General features: G+C 65.1%; 13 protein-coding genes and 1 pseudogene. 10 read left to right on the top strand and 4 right to left on the bottom strand.

Annotated features, from left to right (window positions below):
• Positions 1 to 78: 78 nt before the first annotated feature.
• A pseudogene (locus C1T17_RS06890) lies at positions 79 to 1,821 on the top strand (TonB-dependent receptor plug domain-containing protein); the annotation flags it as partial.
• An 80-nt stretch (positions 1,822 to 1,901) separates the two neighbouring features.
• On the opposite strand, the gene C1T17_RS21595 reads toward C1T17_RS06890, so the two are convergent.
• Positions 1,902 to 2,651: a cation transporter gene (locus C1T17_RS21595; protein WP_411269216.1), complete on the bottom strand. Its 750-nt coding sequence runs from the start codon at positions 2,649 to 2,651 to the stop codon at positions 1,902 to 1,904.
• Between the two features lie 45 nt (positions 2,652 to 2,696).
• On the opposite strand from C1T17_RS21595, the gene C1T17_RS06880 reads away from it, so the two are divergent.
• The 4 genes from C1T17_RS06880 to C1T17_RS06865 all read left to right on the top strand — a co-directional run bounded on the left by C1T17_RS06880 (position 2,697) and on the right by C1T17_RS06865 (position 8,297).
• The gene (locus tag C1T17_RS06880; protein WP_104952809.1) at positions 2,697 to 3,125 is read left to right on the top strand and encodes a MerR family transcriptional regulator; all 429 of its coding nucleotides are present in this window, start codon (positions 2,697 to 2,699) and stop codon (positions 3,123 to 3,125) included.
• A 98-nt stretch (positions 3,126 to 3,223) separates the two neighbouring features.
• Positions 3,224 to 4,645, top strand: coding sequence for an IS1182 family transposase (locus C1T17_RS06875; RefSeq protein WP_104952808.1), 1,422 nt, complete (start codon positions 3,224 to 3,226; stop codon positions 4,643 to 4,645).
• 160 nt (positions 4,646 to 4,805) lie between these two features.
• A complete protein-coding gene (locus C1T17_RS06870; protein WP_104955054.1) occupies positions 4,806 to 6,002 on the top strand; it encodes a DUF932 domain-containing protein in 1,197 nt (398 codons plus the stop codon).
• Between the two features lie 171 nt (positions 6,003 to 6,173).
• Entirely contained in the window at positions 6,174 to 8,297 is a 2,124-nt protein-coding gene (locus tag C1T17_RS06865; RefSeq protein WP_104952807.1) for a ParB/RepB/Spo0J family partition protein, read from the top strand.
• Positions 8,298 to 8,340: 43 nt separating this feature from the next.
• Here C1T17_RS06865 and C1T17_RS06860 read toward each other — a convergent pair whose 3' ends face one another.
• Positions 8,341 to 8,679, bottom strand: coding sequence for a hypothetical protein (locus C1T17_RS06860; RefSeq protein WP_104952806.1), 339 nt, complete (start codon positions 8,677 to 8,679; stop codon positions 8,341 to 8,343).
• 236 nt (positions 8,680 to 8,915) lie between these two features.
• Positions 8,916 to 9,404, bottom strand: a complete 489-nt coding sequence (locus C1T17_RS21590; protein WP_223262841.1) for a hypothetical protein — start codon at positions 9,402 to 9,404, stop codon at positions 8,916 to 8,918.
• 112 nt (positions 9,405 to 9,516) lie between these two features.
• On the opposite strand from C1T17_RS21590, the gene C1T17_RS06850 reads away from it, so the two are divergent.
• The 3 genes from C1T17_RS06850 (at position 9,517) to C1T17_RS06840 (ending at position 16,158) form a co-directional block, all read left to right on the top strand.
• Positions 9,517 to 13,863: a strawberry notch family protein gene (locus C1T17_RS06850; protein ID WP_104955052.1), complete on the top strand. Its 4,347-nt coding sequence runs from the start codon at positions 9,517 to 9,519 to the stop codon at positions 13,861 to 13,863.
• Positions 13,863 to 14,909 (top strand): toprim domain-containing protein, encoded by a 1,047-nt coding sequence (locus tag C1T17_RS06845; RefSeq protein ID WP_104952805.1) that lies wholly within the window; start codon positions 13,863 to 13,865, stop codon positions 14,907 to 14,909. Before C1T17_RS06850 ends, C1T17_RS06845 begins: the two co-directional genes overlap by 1 nt.
• Before the next feature lie 316 nt (positions 14,910 to 15,225).
• Positions 15,226 to 16,158: a DUF2493 domain-containing protein gene (locus C1T17_RS06840; protein ID WP_104952804.1), complete on the top strand. Its 933-nt coding sequence runs from the start codon at positions 15,226 to 15,228 to the stop codon at positions 16,156 to 16,158.
• Positions 16,159 to 16,168: 10 nt separating this feature from the next.
• On the opposite strand, the gene C1T17_RS06835 is transcribed toward C1T17_RS06840, so the two are convergent.
• On the bottom strand, positions 16,169 to 16,732 hold the full coding sequence (locus C1T17_RS06835) for a flavin reductase family protein (protein WP_104952803.1): 564 nt from the start codon (positions 16,730 to 16,732) through the stop codon (positions 16,169 to 16,171).
• 328 nt (positions 16,733 to 17,060) lie between these two features.
• Between C1T17_RS06835 and C1T17_RS21220 the strand changes: the two genes are divergently transcribed.
• Entirely contained in the window at positions 17,061 to 17,225 is a 165-nt protein-coding gene (locus tag C1T17_RS21220; RefSeq protein WP_189338532.1) for a hypothetical protein, read from the top strand.
• Positions 17,226 to 17,368: 143 nt separating this feature from the next.
• A complete protein-coding gene (locus C1T17_RS06830; RefSeq protein WP_104952802.1) occupies positions 17,369 to 17,809 on the top strand; it encodes a hypothetical protein in 441 nt (146 codons plus the stop codon).
• The last annotated feature ends 274 nt before the right edge of the window (positions 17,810 to 18,083 follow it).

Genomic DNA, 18,083 nt, shown 5'->3' with positions numbered 1-18,083 from the left:
CCTGAGAGCGCCGCGCTGGTTGCGCGAACGATTTTGGGGACAGCTTTGACGTGTGAGAATCATTTCCGTGCGTTCGCCGTGCCAGCGATTCTGACGATCGCGGCGACAGCTATCGCACCAATTCCCGCGGCAGCGCAGGACCGTCCAGCGACGGAAGAACCTGACGAAGTTGACGAGATCATCGTCCAAGCGACCCGCACGGGTCGGCGGGTACAGGACGAGCCGATCCGCGTCGAAGTGCTGGACCGGGAGGAAGTCGAGGAAAAGATCCTCATGACTCCCGGCAACATCGCTATGCTGGTTGGTGAAACGCCGGGCCTGCGGGTGCAGGTTACATCGCCTGCGCTCGGAGCGGCGAACATCCGCGTCCAAGGTTTGAAGGGGCGTTATACGCAGATCCTTGCCGACGGCCTCCCGCTCTATGGTGGCCAGGCGCCGTCGATCGGCTTGCTTCAGATACCGCCGACGGATCTGGGCCAGGTCGAGATCATCAAAGGCGCCGCCTCCGCGCTCTATGGACCGTCGGCGCTGGGAGGTGTGGTCAACCTCGTGTCACGCCGGCCCGCGCCGGAGCAGCAAGGCGAGCTCCTATTGAACGCGACCAGCCGCGGGGGTCAGGATGTGACCGCCTATAATTCCGGCCCGCTGACAGACGCACTTAGCTATTCGCTGACGGGCGGTTTCAACCGGCAGGAACGACAGGACATAGACGGCGATGGCTGGGCCAACATACCGGCCTACGATCGCTGGACGTTCCGTCCGCGTCTGTTCTGGGAAGGCGCGGACGGCGCCAAGGCGTTCCTAACCATGGGCGCCTTGACCGAACAGCGTCGCGGCGGAACGCTTCCTGGCCGGGTGACCCCGGACGGTTCGGCCTTCCCCCAGGATCAGCGCAGTCGACGTCTCGATGCCGGCCTGAACGCGCAAACACCCATAGAAGGCGTCGGCACGCTCTACCTGCGCGCGTCCGGCGTAACGCAAGAGCACCGGCATACGTTCGGCTCGGTGGTGGAGAATGATCGCCATCGGACGCTGCTGACCGAAGCGTCGCTCGGCGGCGGCAGCCGCGGTACGACCTGGCTAGCGGGCGCTGCCTATCAGGTTGACAGCTACCGCTCGCGCGCCTTTCCGGCGTTCGATTACACCTACCGCGTGCCGGCGATATTCGCGCAGATCGAGCAAAAGCTACTTGCCGACCTGACGCTGGCGGGAAGTGCGCGTCTCGACGATCACAGCGAATATGGCACGCGGGTCAGCCCGCGCCTGTCAGTGCTGTTCAAGCCAGGGCCGTGGACCGTGCGCGCCTCCCTCGGACGCGGTTTCTACGCGCCCACGCCTTTCATCGAAGAGGTCGAGGCAGCGGGGTTGTCGCGCATCGAGCCGCTGCGCGGGCTTCGGGCCGAGACGGCCGACACCGCGTCGATCGACTTCGGCTATGCGCGAGGACCTATCGAAGCTAGCCTGACATTATTTGGTTCGAACATCGACCATGCCGTGCAGCTTCGCGACGTGAGCGCGACGCGCGCGGAGTTGGTCAATGCTGATGGCGTGACGCGCACACGCGGGGCGGAGCTGCTGCTGCGCTACCGCTGGGAGGCGATCACGTTCACCGGCAGCTACGTCCACACGGACGCGCGCGAGCCGAACCCCGATGGTCCTGGCCGGCGCCTGGTGCCGCTAACGCCCCGCAACACGGCCGGCCTGACGGCCGTATGGGAAAAGCACGGCCGCGGCCGGATCGGGCTGGAAGCCTATTATACTGGCCGGCAAGCGCTGGAGGACAACCCGTACCGATCCCGCAGTCGCTCCTATGTCGAGCTGGGCGCAATGGGCGAGCTGACGTTGGGGCGAGTCAGCCTGTTCATCAACGCCGAGAATTTGCTGAACTTCCGCCAGACGCGCTATGACCCGCTGCTGTTGCCACGCCGCGCCCCGGACGGGGCATGGACCGTTGATGCCTGGGGGCCGCTCGACGGGCGGACGATCAACGGCGGTGTCCGCTTCCGGTTCGGCGCCGATTGACGCAGCTCTGCGCGCGCCTGCCGAACGATCTGCCAGCCGCCGCTGACGCCGAGTCCGGCCAAGGTCGCCGCAACCGCGATGTCCGGCCAGCCCGTCCCGGTGCCGAACACGCCCAAGGCGGCGGCGACCACGGCGATGTTGCCGATCACGTCATTGCGCGAGCAAATCCATACTGATCGGCGATTGGCGTCACCCTCGCGATGCCGCCAGAGCATCACCGCGCAGGCGAGATTGGCGATCAGCGCCAAGCTTCCGATGATTCCCATCGTTTCCGCTTCGGGCAGCGTGCCCGCGACTGCCATCCAGACCGTGCTGCAGAGAATCCAGAGGCCAAGTAGGAGCAGCGAGGCGCCCTTGAGCAGCGCGGCCCGCGCACGCCATTGGAGCGCCAAGCCGGCAACGCCCAGGCTGATCGCGTAGTTGGCACTGTCTCCCAGGAAATCGAGCGCGTCGGCTTTGAGGGACGCCGATTGCGCGGCGACGCCGGCGATGATCTCGACCGCGAACATGCCGGCGTTGATCGCCAGCGCAATCCACAGCACCCGCCGCCACGCCTTGTCCTGGGTAGGCGGCGTCGATTCACACCCGCCGCAGCATCCACCTGCCATGTCGTCACCTCGATATTTCAACGCGACGCCCTATATGCACCCTGTAGCAACTACAGGGTCAAGAGCATGACGTTGACGATCGGCGATATGGGCAAGGCGACCGGCACCAAGATCGAGACCATCCGCTATTACGAACGGATCGGACTCCTGCCCAAGCCGCCTCGGACCAGCGGAAACTATCGGGATTATGGCGCGGCCGAGTTGGGGCAATTGTCCTTCATCCGCCGCTCACGCGATCTGGGCTTTTCGCTGGATCAGGTCCGCGCGCTGCTAGCATTATCGGACGATCGGCAGCGTGATTGCACGACGGTGGACCGCATCGCGGAGGCGCATCTGCGCGAGGTCGAACGCAAGATCGCCGATCTGACGGCGTTGCGGCGCGAACTGAAAGCCGTGATCGAATCCTGTGACGGTGGAACGGTCGCCACCTGCCGGATAATCGAGGCGCTCGGACCGGAATCATCGGCTACGTTATGCCCCCCGCGCGATGCCTGAACCGCTCGACTCAACTACCGAACGCCTGATCTGAATTGCCTGTCAGCTATCAGCCTGTCCGCTAATCTTCGACGCGAAGCAGAAGGCGGGAGGCGCGAATGGGCTTTATTGAAGGCGTGGATCGCGGGCAGGCTGCTCTCCTACCGCCCTGCATTGATGACTATGTAGCGCCCGAGGCTTTGGTGCGCGTCGTCGATGCCTTCGTCGTCAATCTCGACTTGGTGGACCTCGGGTTTGACCGCGCGATCAGCGCTGCCACTGGCAGACCTGGTTATCATCCGGCCGACATGCTCCGTCTTTATATTTGGGGCTACCTCAATCAAGTGCGTTCGTCCCGCCTGCTGGAACGCTCCTGCCATCGTGATCTTGAAGCGCTCTGGCTGATGCGGCGGCTCACGCCGGACTATCGGACGATCGCTGCCTTCCGGCACGACAATCCCGAGGCGATCGTCGCCGCAAGCGCCGCGTTCGTGCAGTTCTGCCGGAGCCACGGGTTGATCGGCGGTCAGACGGTCGCTCTCGACGGCACGAAGATGCGGGCCGTCGCCAGCCCGAAAAACATCGCAGGTGCGGAGCGGTTGGCGCGAGACCTTGCGCACACCGAACGGGAGATCAGCTACTATTTGGATCGACTGGACTCGATCGATGAGCAGGTCGAGCAAGGGTTCAGCGATAAACCAGCTCATCGCCAAGCGTTCGGGTCCGCCATTGCCGCGCTCCGGCAGCGTCGGGAACGCTTGGCCAGGCGTCAGGCCGAACTGGAAAAACGCGAGGAAAAAGTTCTGGTCTTCGGTGAGCCGGACGCCAAGCCGATGGGCTATGGCCGCGCGCCGAAGATGCCATCTTACAATCTTCAGAGCGTTGTCGATGTCGAAAGCGGCCTCATCATCCATCACGACGTATTCAATGACGCAAACGACAGTCATCTCCTCCACGCGATGTCGACGGGTGCCAAGTGCGTGCTCGATGCCGAGCAACTCCATGTTTTGACCGACGGAGGCTATTCCAACGCCGAGGAAATTGCCCGCTGCGAGCGCGAAGCCATCACCGTGTCAGCGCCGATCAAACGCGGTGCCATGAACAGCGACCACTTCCGTCCCACTCAGTTCGTGTATGACGAAGCAAGCGACACGATCAGATGCCCCGCGGGCGAAACACTCCGACCATCGGGCAAGCACACGCGCAATCGAGCGATCCGTTATAGAACGGGCGCGTGCAAGGCATGCGTTATAAAATCGCAATGCACTCCGGGCGCCCAGCGCACGATCCATCGCCTGTTCGATCAGGCGGCGCTCGATCGGATGGAAGCCCGCATTTATGCCGATCCAGATCTAATGAGGATTAGGCGCTGCACGGTCGAGCATCCGTTCGGCACAATCAAACGAATGTCGGGTGGCGGCAGGTTCCTGACACGGGGATTGAGAGCGGTGAGAGCGGAAGCGGCCCTGTCGATCCTGGCCTTCAACGTCCTTCACGCAGTGAATGCCTTCGGGCATGGGAAAATGATCGGGGTCGCCTGATCCATTCGGCCCTTCGGGCCGGATCGTCGGGCGGGCCAGTGCGAGTTTCTGCACAGCCTGCCCCGCAACGCCCCCTGAGAGTGAGAGTGCTGAGGCATTTTCCGTGACGGGTTGAGGGCTGGAGAAGAGGTCTCCGGCGCCCGTCATGGAGATTGGTCCCATGACCCAGGTTTCAGTTCTCGATGCGCGCCGCGACACCAGCGGCGGCTACAAGGTGGATGTCGGCCGCGGCGAGCGCATCGGCCGCGTCTCGTCGGAATGGTTCTCGCGCCCGGCCGACGAGCGATATCTGTCACTGTCCGAGCTGGCATATTCCGTTCGCGATCGCGCCGACCGCAGCCGGACGCGCGTCGTGGAGAGCGCCCTCATCCATGTGGAGGCGAACCGCAGCGACCCGGAGCGCCTGGCGCTAATTCTGCCAGGCACGAATACGCCCATCGCCCCGACCCATTGGAGCTTCGGTCAACTGGCCAGCCTGGTCGGCGCGCCGGCAGCCTATCTGCGCCAGCTTCCCGCGCCTCTCGCCGCGATCAACCTGCAATACGGCCTGACGTCCAATCGGGCCGAACAGATCAAGACACTGGAAACTGATAACGGTCGCATCGAGCTGCGCGCCGTCACTGGCCCAGACTATGGCCGCATCTACGATCACGAACTGGTCGAGGCCGTCCAGCGCATTGCCGGCAACGGCACCGGCGACACCCGCTGGAAAGTGCCAGGCGTGCTCGACTGGTCGACGGGAATCTACAATCCGCGCGTCGATATAACCAAAGACACGACGACGCTCTATGCCTCCGACCGCGACGTCTTCCTTTTCCTCGTCGATGACCTGAACCCGATCGAAGCCGGTCGCCTGCCGGACGGATCGCCGGATCTCTATTTCCGGGGCTTCTACTGCTGGAATTCCGAGGTCGGCGCCAAGACGCTTGGCATGGCGAGCTTCTATCTGCGCGCGGTCTGCCAGAATCGAAACCTCTGGGGCGTGGAGGATTTCGAGGAGATCACCATCCGCCACTCCAAATATGCCGCCAATCGGTTCGCCCATGAGGCGGCGCCGGCACTGGCGAACTTCGCCAATTCCTCGCCGCTGCCTTTCGTCAACGGCATCAAGGCGGCCCGCGAGCGGATCGTGGCGCGCAGCGATGAGGATCGCACCGACTTCCTGCGCCGCCGCGGCTTCTCCAAGGCCGAAACCGGCAAGATCATCGACACGGTGCTGGCCGAGGAAGGTCGCCCGCCCGAGAGCATCTTCGATTTCGTTCAGGGCATCACCGCCGTCGCACGCGACAAGTCCCATCAGGACGCTCGCCTCGACATGGAGGGCAAGGCGAAGAAACTGTTCGATCGAGCCGCCTGACATCCGGGAAGCCGGAGATGCGATTTTCCGTATCTCCGGCTTTGCGCTTCCGCGTGTTCTCAAGTCCGTTCCGTGGTGCTGCCCCTTTAGAGGAAGAGGGCGGCGCTTTGCTTCGTGACGGGTTTAGGGCTGAGAGAGAGGCTCTCGGCGCCCGTCGCGGAGACTACCCCGATGGCTACTGCCGTACAGAAGATCACCCTGTCGTCCTCGCGCGACATCCCCTTCAACAAGCTGGTCCTGTCCCAGTCCAACGTCCGGCGCGTGAAGGCCGGCGTCTCGATCGAGGACCTCGCGGCCTCGATAGCGCGTCGCGGCTTGATTCAGAGCCTCAGCGTCCAGCCTGTCGTCGATGCCGATGGCGTCGAGACCGGCATGTTCGAGGTTCCGGCCGGCGGCCGGCGCTTCCGCGCCCTCGAACTGCTGGTGAAGCAGAAGCGCCTCGCCAAGATCGCGCCGGTGCCCTGCGTCGTGCGCGACCATGACAGCGAGATCCTCGCCGAAGAGGTCTCGCTTGCTGAGAATATCGAGCGCGCTCCGCTTCATCCCCTCGATCAATTCCGCGCCTTTCAGGACTTGCGCGGCAAGGGAATGACCGAGGAGGAAATCGCCGCGGCGTTCTTTGTGCCGGTGAATGTGGTGAAGCAGCGGCTGCGGCTCGCCTCGGTCTCTCAGGCGCTCCTCGACGTCTATGCCGAGGACGGCATGACGCTGGAGCAGCTCATGGCGTTCACGGTCTCCGAAGACCATGCCCGCCAGCAGCAGGTCTGGGACGCGATCAAGGACGCCTGGTCCAAGGAGCCCTATCAGATCCGGCGTCTGCTGACCGAGACGACGGTGCGCGCTTCCGACAAACGTGCCGTCTTCGTCGGCATCGAGGCCTATGAGTCGGCGGGCGGCATCGTCATGCGCGACCTGTTCCAGTCCGACGACGGCGGCTGGCTGCAAGATGCGGCGCTTCTCGACCGCCTCGTTGGCGAAAAGCTGAAGGCCAAAGCTGAGACGATCGCTGCCGAAGGCTGGAAGTGGATCGAGGTGGCCGTGAGCTTCCCGTACGATGCGGCGCGCGGCCTGCAGGAGATCACCGGCACGCCGCTGGACCTCTCGGCCGAAGAGCTGGCTACTATCGACGCGCTGAACGCCGAGATGGCCAGGCTCGAAGCCGAATATCAGGATGCCGACGAGCTGCCGGACGAGATCGATCAGCGCCTCGGTGAAATCGAAACCGCACTCGCGAGCTTCGAGGAGCGCCCGGTTCACTACGAGCCGGCCGATATCGCCATCGCCGGCGTGTTCGTCAGCATCGACGCCGACGGCTCGCTCACGGTCGATCGCGGCTTTGTCCGTCCCGAGGACGTTCCGGCCATCCCGGTCGAGGGCGACGGCGACACCGGGTCGGGGGCCGATGGCGTATCGCATGACCCCGCCAATGCGACGGTGCAGCGCGCTGTCATCACGATCGGCGGCCAGCCCACCGAGCCGGAAGATGACGACGAAGACGACGCGATCAAGCCGCTGCCCGAACGCCTGGTCATCGAGCTGACCGCCTACCGCACGCTCGCGCTGCGTGATGCCGTCGCGAACAACCCGCACGTCGCCATGACGGCGCTGCTGCACAAGCTCGTCTCGGATCGGTTCATGACCCGCATGTATAACGGCGCCATGGAAGCGGGGGTGAAGCACATCTACTTCCCCGCACAGGACGAGGGTCTGGCGGACAGCCCTTCCGCGCGGGCGGTGCAGGAGCGGCACGATGCCTGGGCCGCCGACATCCCGAAAGACGACGACGCGCTTTGGGATTGGCTGGCCGGCCTGGGCGACACCAGCCGCATGGCGCTGTTGGCACACTGCGTTAGCTACGGCGTCAACGCGCTCTTCGAGCGGCCAAATCCGCACAGCTCCAACGGCGTGTCGCAGCATACGCTCGACATGCGGCTTGTGCAGGCCGACCGCCTGAGACGGGCAACCGGGCTGGACATGGTGGAGGCCGGCTGGCGTCCGACCTTCGGCAATTACCTCAATCGCGTGACCAAGCCGCGCATCCTCGAAGCAGTCCGCGAGGCGAAGGGCGAACAGGCCGCCCAGCTCATCGACCATCTGAAGAAGGGCGACATGGCTAAGGAAGCCGAACGGCTCCTGGCCGACAGCGGCTGGCTACCCGAACCGCTGCGCCTTGCTGATCTTGCCGATCAGACTGACGCCGGTGACGCCGACGCGTTGCCGGACTTCCTCACTGAGGAGGACGAGCAAGCCGCAGACGGCGAAGACGAGTTGGATCAGCTTGTCGCCGCCGAATGATCTGGGACTCGGCTGGGGCGGTAACCACCGCCCCAGCCGGTTCTTATGCACGCCGTTCGATGCGGGAGCGTACCCGCACGCCGTCGATCCAAATGGCAAGCTTGCCCGCAGCCACCAAGTCAGCCGTCTCCGCTATGAACTGCCGCGACGATTTGGTGCTCGTGACGCGAAACCGGTGCCGATAGCCAGCAGCAACGGCAGCATCCGTGAAACCGTCGAGCGCCCCGAACCCGGCAACGTCCTGTATTTCGAACTGAACGGCCCAGCGCGTGCGCCTCGGGCGCACCTGATCAAGCACTTCGACGCTGACTCGATGCTTAGGCCCGCTCCGGATGGTGAGCGGCTCGATTCTTTTCGTCGGAAATTTTAGGATCTGACCCATCAGAACCTCCTTCGTAGAATGGACGGTTCGATGGAATTGACGGGATCGGTGAACCGCACAGCCGAGACCCGCCCGTGCAAGCACGGTGCAGATCAGCGGCGGCCCGTTGATCGGGCTGTTCAGCTCTTACAGCTATCGCTGCAAGCGGTTCTTATATTGCTACGAATTTTGCAGCGACCCTGAGCTCCATAATTTGGGGGGTCAGGCCGCCGTATTCAAGTCATCGGACGGCGACTCTACCAAACCGCCACCTCCCACTGGTCGTTCACGCGCGCGAAGCCCACCGGCCTGTTTTGCGGCGTGGCGCTGGCCCGGGTGGGGTCCATCGTGAGCTGCGTCATGCATGTCACGCCAGGACCGACGCCACCCGGAGAGCAGTCGCCGAGCTTCAGGGTAGCATTGGCGAGCGACGTTCCCGAGAACAGTCGATGACGACGGACGGCGGCGACGGCCTCCTCCTCCGTGGGCTGAGCAACGCCAGCGACGGCGGCGGCCGAGGACCCACCCGGCGAAATCATCGGTCGCGCCACGAATCCCGCGCCGAACCCCACCACTAGGCATCCCGCCGCCACCATGCCGATCGCGCGTCCCTTCATACCCGTCTCTCCCTTGTCCTCGCTCGGTGAAGCGGGCGCGTGTCCTCGATCGTCGAGGCTGCCGCCCGCCATGTGTTTGATGATGGAGTGTAGCGCCGCGCGTCCGACCTCGGAAGACGAAGCGGCCAAAAGGTCATCCCCCGCGCCAGAGTGAGAGGTGGGCCGGGACGGATTCGAGCCGGTGCGGTCGAGAGAGAGCGCCTGCTGGCTCCTCCGTTTTCGCTCTTTCGAGGTGCCCTTCATGACCATCGCTTCCGCTTCCGCTTCCGCTTCCGCTTCCGCTTCTGCGGCCGCTCCGGCCGCGTCGTTTCCGCTTGCGGCGAACCCCGCGCCGGCCGCCATCCTCGCCGCAGCCCATCATCTTTTCTCCCACCTCGAACGCGGCCAGCCAGTCGATGCCGTAACCTTGCGCGGCGCGATGGAGGCTGCATTCGGCGCTTCTGACACAACCGGCGCCTGGGACTGGAAGACGGCCTACGAGGCCTGCGAAGCGGCGATCGTGCTGTTTCTGCGCAAGTACGGAAAGGCGGTTCTGCGCAAGTCCGGGTCTCCGGCCGCCAGCCTACCCATGCTGACCAAGATCGCGAGCCTGATGCCGACGCATACGCGGCGCTCGGAGGAGACGCAGGCCTTCCAGCAGTTCTCTACCCCAGTGCCGCTTGGTCTCGCTGCGCTCGCCGCCGCCGCGATCATACCCACCGACCGCGTGCTGGAGCCTTCGGCCGGGAACGGGCTACTCGCCGTCCTCGCCGAGCTAGCCGGGGCGAGGCTGGTCCTCAACGAGCTGGCCCACACCCGCGCAGAACTCCTATCCTCCCTCTTTCCGACCTTTCCCGTCACGCGCTTCGACGCCGCTCAGATCGACGATCACCTCGATCCGACCGCCGTGCCGAGCGTCGTGCTGATGAACCCGCCATTCTCGGTGATGGCGAACGTCTCCGGCCGGATGGCCGACGCCGCCTACCGCCACGTCGCGTCGGCGCTGGCGCGTCTGGCGGATGGCGGACGGCTCGTGACGATCACGGGCGCCAGCTTCGCGCCCCATGCGCCGGCCTGGCGCGACCCTTTTGGCCGGCTGCAGGAGCGCGGCACCGTCGTGTTCACTGCGGCGATCGACGGTGCGGTCTATGCCAAGCATGGCACGACCATCGCAACCCGGTTGACCGTCATCGACAAGGTGCCCGCCGACGATCCCGCCTCGTTTCCACCATCGGCCGGTGTCGCGCCTGATGTCGCCACGCTGCTCCGCTGGATCGAAGCCCAGCTCCCAGCCCGCCTGCCGGTCACACTGCCGTCGCTCGCCGCGTCAGCCCCGGCTCCCCGCACCGTGCGCGGCTATCTCGCCCGCGCCGCATCATCGCCAGTTGCCCGGTCGATCACCGAACCCGAGGGCATCGAACTCGGCTATGAGACCGTCGACTGGACGCCTCCCGAGGGAGGCCGGCTGACCGATGCAATCTACGAGGAATACGGGCTTCAGGCGATCCGTATTCCCGGCGCTCAGGCGCACCCGACCAAGCTGGTCCAGTCGGCAGCCATGGCCTCGGTCGCACCGCCGAAGCCGAGCTATCGGCCGACGCTCCCCGCCAACATCGTCATCGACGGCATCCTGTCGGACGCCCAGCTCGAAACCGTGATCTATGCCGGCGAGGCCCATGGCGAATTCCTCGCCGGGGCCTGGACCGTGGACGAGACCTTCGATCTCGTCTCGGCAGCGCCCGACGATGCCCGAAACGCCGTCCGCTTCCGCCGTGGCTTCATGCTCGGCGACGGCACCGGCGCCGGAAAGGGCCGCCAGTCGGCCGGGATCATCCTCGATAATTGGATGCGCGGACGGCGCAAGGCCGTCTGGATCTCCAAGTCGGACAAGCTGCTCGAGGACGCTCAGCGCGACTGGTCGGCCCTCGGCATGGAACGCCTTCTGGTGACGCCGCTGTCGCGCTTTCCGCAGGGCAAGCCGATCACGCTCGGCCAAGGCGTCCTATTCACCACCTATGCCACGCTACGGTCCGACGACCGCGGCGAGAAGCTTTCGCGCGTCAAGCAGATCGTCGAATGGTTGGGCTCCGATTTCGATGGAGTGATCATCTTCGACGAAAGCCACGCCATGCAAAACGCCGCTGGCGGCAAGGGCGAACGCGGCGACGCCGCCGCCTCGCAGCAGGGTCGTGCGGGCCTGCGCCTCCAGCACGCTCTGCCGAACGCGCGCGTCGTCTATGTCTCGGCCACCGGGGCCACCACCGTCCACAACCTTGCCTATGCCCAGCGGCTCGGCCTGTGGGGCGGCGAAGACTTTCCTTTTTCGACTCGCGCCGAATTCGTGGAAGCGATCGAGGACGGCGGTGTTGCGGCGATGGAGGTGCTCGCCCGCGATCTGCGCTCGCTGGGCCTCTACACCTCTCGCTCGCTCTCCTATGACGGCGTCGAATACGAACTGGTCGAGCACCAGCTCACCCCCGAGCAGACGCGCATCTACGACGCCTATGCCGGGGCGTTCGCGATCATTCACAACAATCTCGACGCCGCCATGCAGGCCGCCCACATCACCGGCGATACCGGCACGCTGAACCGGCAGGCGAAGTCCGCCGCCCGTTCGGCCGTCGAGAGCGCCAAGCAGCGCTTCTTCGGCCATCTGCTCACCAGCATGAAGACGCCGACCCTGATCCGCGCGATCGATCAGGACCTGGCCGATGGCCACGCCGCCGTCATCCAGATCGTCTCGACTGGCGAGGCCCTGATGCAACGCCGCCTGGCCGAGATCCCGACTGAGGAATGGAACGACGTCCGCGTCGACATCACGCCGAGGGAATATGTCCTTGATTACCTCGCCCATTCCTTTCCGGTGCAGCTCTACGAGCCCTTCACCGACAGCGAGGGCAATCTGTCGTCGCGGCCGGTGTATCGGGATGGCCGGCCCGTCGAGAGTCGCGAGGCCGTCGTGCGCCGTGACAGCCTGATCGAGACGTTGGCCAGCCTACCGCCGGTCCCCGGCGCGCTGGACCAGATCGTGCAGCGCTTCGGCACGGACATCGTCGCCGAAGTCACCGGCCGATCGCGGCGGATCGTGAGGAAGAGCGAGCGCCTCGCCGTCGAGAACCGCGCCGCCTCCGCCAATCTGGCGGAAACGTCCGCCTTCATGGACGACCAGAAGCGCATCCTTATCTTCTCGGATGCTGGCGGCACGGGCCGCAGCTATCACGCCGACCTGTCGGCGCGGAACCAGCGCTTGCGCGTCCACTATCTGCTCGAACCGGGCTGGAAGGCCGATGCCGCGATCCAGGGGCTCGGCCGCACCAACCGCACCAACCAGGCGCAACCGCCACTGTTCAGGCCGATCGCCACCAATGTGAAGGCAGAGAAGCGCTTCCTGTCGACGATCGCCCGTCGGCTCGACACGCTGGGCGCGATCACGCGCGGCCAGCGCCAGACCGGCGGCCAGGGTCTTTTCCGGCCCGAGGATAATCTGGAATCGCACTATGCGCGCGACGCGCTGCGCCAGCTCTATCTGCTGCTGGTCCGCGGCAAGGTCGAAGGTTGCTCTCTGCAGATGTTCGAGGACGCCACTGGCCTGAAGCTGATGGACGACAACGGCATCAAGGATGAGCTGCCGCCGATCACCACCTTCCTCAACCGGCTGCTGGCGCTGACCATCGAACTGCAAGGCATCCTGTTCACGGCGTTCGAGCAGCTCCTCAACGCCAAGATCGAGGGCGCCATCGCCAGCGGCGTCTATGACCTCGGGCTGGAGACGCTCCAGGCCGAGAGCTTCATCGTCACCGACCGCAGGACCATCCATATCCATCCGGGCACAAGCGCCGAAACGCAGTTGCTCACGATCACACGGCGCGAGCGCAACCGTCCGACCTCGCTTGACGGCGCGTTCGATCTTCTCGCCGATCCTCGCACGAAGCTGCTGGTCAACGACCGCTCCGGCCGAGCCGCCGTACAGGTCCCGGCATCGTCCATCATGCTCGACGACGGCGAGATCGAGCGTCGCGTCGCGCTGATCCGCCCGATGGAACAGCACCACGCCACCCTGCGCTCGATGGACGAGAGCCATTGGGAGGAAGCCGATCGGAACAGCTTCGCGGAGGCCTGGACCGCCGAGATGGCCGAGGTGTCGGAGTTCGCCGACAGCACGATACACATCGTCGCCGGGCTTCTCCTACCGATCTGGAAGCGTCTGCCGAACGAGTCAACGCGGGTCTATCGGCTCCAGACCGATGCGGGCGAGCGCATCATCGGCCGCCGCGTCTCGCCGGCGTGGGTCGCGGGCGCACTGGCGACGGGAGCGAGCACGTTGACCCCAGACGACGCGTTCACGGCGTTGATGGACGGCCGCACCATCCTCGACCTCGCCGAGGGCATGCAGCTTCGCCGCGTCCGCGTCATGGGCGCCAACCGCATCGAACTCTCGGGCTTCACCGAAGCGATGCGTGATCGCCTGCGGGCCTATGGCCTGTTCAGCGAGATCATCTCTTGGAAGCTGCGCTTCTTCGTGCCGACCGACGCCGCTGGCCCGGCGATCCTCACCAAGGTGCTGGAACGCTTCCCGGTCGAGCGCATCGGCGAGCGGGAGGCAGCGTGATGGCGCGTCATGAAGCTTCCGAACTGGCGCAACGTCTCGGCCGGCAGGCCGAGGCGGTCTGCCGTCATTACCTCTCGGCCGGAAGTCGCGAGGGCCGTTATTGGCTGGTCGGCGATGTTCGCAACACGCCGGGGCGCTCGATGTTCGTGCGGCTGAAGGGCGGCGACACCGGCAAGGGTGCGGCCGGCAAATGGACCGACGCCGCCACCGGCGAACATGGCGATCTCCTCGACGTCATCCGCGAGAGCTGCGGCCTGATCGACTTCAAGGACGTCACTAACGAGGCGCGCACATTCCTGTCGATGCCACATCCCGAATCTGACCACCCGCATGGTGGCGAGCGCAAACCACCAGCGCCAACCGGATTGCCGGAAGCGGCGCGGCGGCTCGTCGGCATGTCGCAGCCGATTTTGGGCACTGTCGTGGAAGCGTATCTACGGGAACGTGCAATTACGGCTTTGCACGGAACCGGATCGCTGCGATTCCACCCGCGTTGCTATTACCGCCCGGACGAACATTCCCCGACCGAGACCTGGCCGGCGATGATCGCCTCCGTCACCGATCTGGCTGGCCGGATCACCGGCGCACATCGCACCTGGCTTGCTCCCGACGGCTCGGACAAGGCGCCGATCGACACCCCGCGACGGGCGATGGGCGATCTGCTCGGGCACGCGGTCCGCTTCGGTGTACCGGGCGAGGTGATGGCGGCCGGCGAAGGCATCGAGACGGTGCTGTCGCTGCGATGCGTGCTGCCCGACATGGCGATGGCGGCGGCGCTCTCGGCAGCACACCTCTCCGCCATCGAGTTCCCCGAGACACTGCGCAGGCTCTATATCGCGCGCGACAACGATCCGGCGGGCGACGGAGCGATGGCGATGTTGATCGAACGGGCGAGCGCGGCCGGGATCGAGGCGATCGTCGTGTCTCCGAGACTGGGCGACTTCAACGAGGATCTCCGCAGCCTGGGAATGGAAAGCCTGCGGGCAGCGGCGCGGGTGCAGATCGCACCGCAGGATGTCGCGCGCTTCATGGCACTGGCGGCATAGCCGGCAGGAGTGATGGTGACGGCAACGCCGTCGCTTAGCACTCGCTCGGATGCTCCCAAGGGTCGGGGAGAGCCGCAACCCGGCCTTCGAGAGGGCGATCGGCCAGCAAACGGCCCGGACCAACAACGTCGGCGCCCGACTATTTTCCGGCGGCCCGTCGGGCCTCTCCATCGCGAAACAAAATAGCCGGCCTTCGCCGTCCTCCGCTGCGCTCCAGCCCTCTCGCTTCGCTCCGGGTGCAGGTCCGGTCCGCCTGCCGGCTTTCGTCGCCAGAAGGCCGCGAGGGTCGCGGTCACACCGACGAAGGAGCATCCCGATGAGCGAGCACGACGACAGCTACGAGCCGCATCACGAATCATCGCCCACCGACCACGTCCTCCACGAACTTCAGCTTTATGGCTACCGTCCCTTTGCGGACGAACCCGACGGAAGGCCGCTGCCCGAAGGCAATCACGTCGCCGGCGCCATCGCCGATATCTTCGACGCCCTGATCGTCACCCTGGAAGACACCCGCCTCGAGCCCGACCTCGACGATCTCCTCTGGTCGACCGTCAACGTCTTCCACCGCGCCACCGACCGGATCGAACGCGAGCTAGACGACAACGAGCAGGCGCAGCGCCGCGGGCAACGTGAACAGGACGGCTCCGAGGTGAAGGCCGTCGAGCTGGAACGCCTGACGGCCGAAGGGCAGACGATGATCGAGCGCCGCAACGCCTTCGAGCTGATGCGCGACCAGGCCGCCGAGCAATACGAACGGCACACCCGCTCACCCTGGCGTCCCCGCAGCGGATCGATGGTCAACCATCGCAATCTGACCTCGGCGATGATCGACAGCCGGGACTTCCTCGCCGCCAAGAGGCGCGCCGACAACGAGGTGTTGCTGCCGGCAGGACCGAAGATCGCCATCACCGGCGGGCTCGACTTCAACGATCACACGCTGATCTGGGCCAAGCTCGATCAGGTCCACGCCAAGCACCCCGACATGGTGCTGATCCACGGAAAATCACCGAAGGGCGCCGAAAAGATCGCCTCGCGATGGGCCGACCATCGCAAGGTGCCGCAAGTCGGATTTGCTCCAGACTGGACGAAGCACGCCAAGGCCGCGCCGTTCAAGCGCAACGATCAGATGCTCGACGTCCTGCCGATCGGGGTCATGCACTTCCCTGGCACCGGCATTCAGGACAACCTCGCCGACAAGGCGAAGAAGCTCGGCATCCCGGTCTGGAAGTTCGGCACGGGTGGCGCGTGAGCGCCATCCACTATCCCAACATCTCGGGCCGGAATTGGGAGCGCCGGCTGATGATCTTGCCGGACACCATGAACACACCGTCGCCAGTGTAATGCAGCGTCTCGGGATGCTTCGGCGACGAGGCGACGTGCGCCTTCATCACCTCGAAAATGAAGAAATTGTATTTTTCGACCAGCGCATCGTCGTGCAGCCGGCATTCGAAACTCGCATGGCACTCGCCGATCAGCGGCGCATCGACCTCGGCGGCGTCTTCGGCCGTCAGCCCAAAATGGGCGAACTTGTCGATTTCGTTTCCAGACCTATTGCCGATCCCGACCACCGTGTCCGTCAGCGCCGTCGTCGGCAGGTTGATGACGCATTCGCGGCTGTTTCGGATCATCTCGAAACTATGATTGCCGCCCGAGATCATCAGGCCGACGAGCGACGGCGAGAATTCCAGGATCGTCTGCCAGCCGAGCGTCATGATGTTGGTTTTGCCCTCCCACTTCGAGGACACCAGCACGATCGGGCCTGGCTCCAGATAGCGGCGCACCTGACCGACGGGGAAATCGCTCTTCTTCGGCACCTTCGTCATGCAGCGACCTCGCAGGCAGTTACTCGTGCCGCACTATAGCGGCTGACGTCGACGGCAGCACGACCGGTTGGACGCCTGGCGGACCGGCAGATGCATCGAAGTCCAATTGTCTGGTGGCCCCTCCGACCGGCGGAAGACCACCCCCGCATCCATTCGCTGATCCTTGGTCCAGCCGAAGGCCTGATGCCATCAACCCGTGAAGGGTCGGCTATGCGAGCATGCCGCCGCTCCAGCTACGCCTCCGCGGTGATTGCGGCCCTCAGCCGGACACATCGGGCGCCTGTCACGCGGGGGATGGTCCCCCGCCTCCAAGACAGGAGCCGGTACGATGTCCCTCAACGATGCACAGGCCTACGCCTTCAGCCTCGCCACCACCCTCATGGTCGCGATCATCATCTTCAAGGCAGGCGACGGCACCCATTCAGTCACGCCCATCACCGAGTTCGACGGCGACGCCGAGATCGTGGCGGAGATCGATCCCTTCGCCCCCTGATCGGGGGCGATCGCCAGTCGAGGACGCCGGAATCGAACCGATTTCCGCTCCCGTCAACGGTCATCTTCCGCTATACTTCAGATCGCGCCGTGGTGGTGGTGGAGGCGCGACCGTCAGACCTTTATCTCACGGAGACCACCGCCATGATCTTTATCGGTATCCTCGCCAGCATCGCCGCGATCGGCGGCCTGTGCTGGCTTTTGTTCACGCTGGCTGTCTTCGCGCTGCCGTTCTTCGCGGGCGTCAGCGCCGGGACATGGACCTATCAGACCGGCGCCGGCTGGCTCGGCGCGATCGTCGTCGGCCTCGCCGCCGCCGCACTGACTTTGGGCCTCGGTCAGTTTCTGCTCGCCTTCATCCGTCCGCTCTGGATACGCCTCGCGATCGCCCTAGCGTTCGTCGCACCCGCGGCGCTCGCCGGCTACCACGCGACGCATGGCATCGTGAAACACACCATGCCCTCCGACACCTGGCAGATCGTCTTCTCCGTCATCGGCGCAATCGCCGTTGGCATCACGGCGCTGATCCGGGTGACAGCGATGGCCGCGCCCGGGCCGACCGGGCAAAACATCGCGCGCGCCTGATATCGTCACCCGCGGCTGCAGGACAGGAGCTGATGCTTACCTCTCGCTCGCCCTCCTCGTCTGTAGGGTGCGCTTGCATGGCGTTGAAGCTGGGGTCCACGGCTAGCCCAGACTGGGGTGCCATCCTCTCGAAAAGCGGTACTGGAAGCGGCGCGGTGACAGCACTGCCAGCGTTGCGAGTGGCGATAGCGTGCGATCTCGCGCGTCCGTGCGGGAAGCCGGCGGACATTTGGTTTGACGTTGCCGGGTGACATTGCGATCGCTCGATGTGACC

Source organism: Sphingobium sp. SCG-1, assembly GCF_002953135.1.
Taxonomy (GTDB): domain Bacteria; phylum Pseudomonadota; class Alphaproteobacteria; order Sphingomonadales; family Sphingomonadaceae; genus Sphingobium.
The sequence above is the reverse complement of the archived record's forward strand: the minus strand, read 5'-3'. Positions and strand labels throughout refer to the sequence as shown.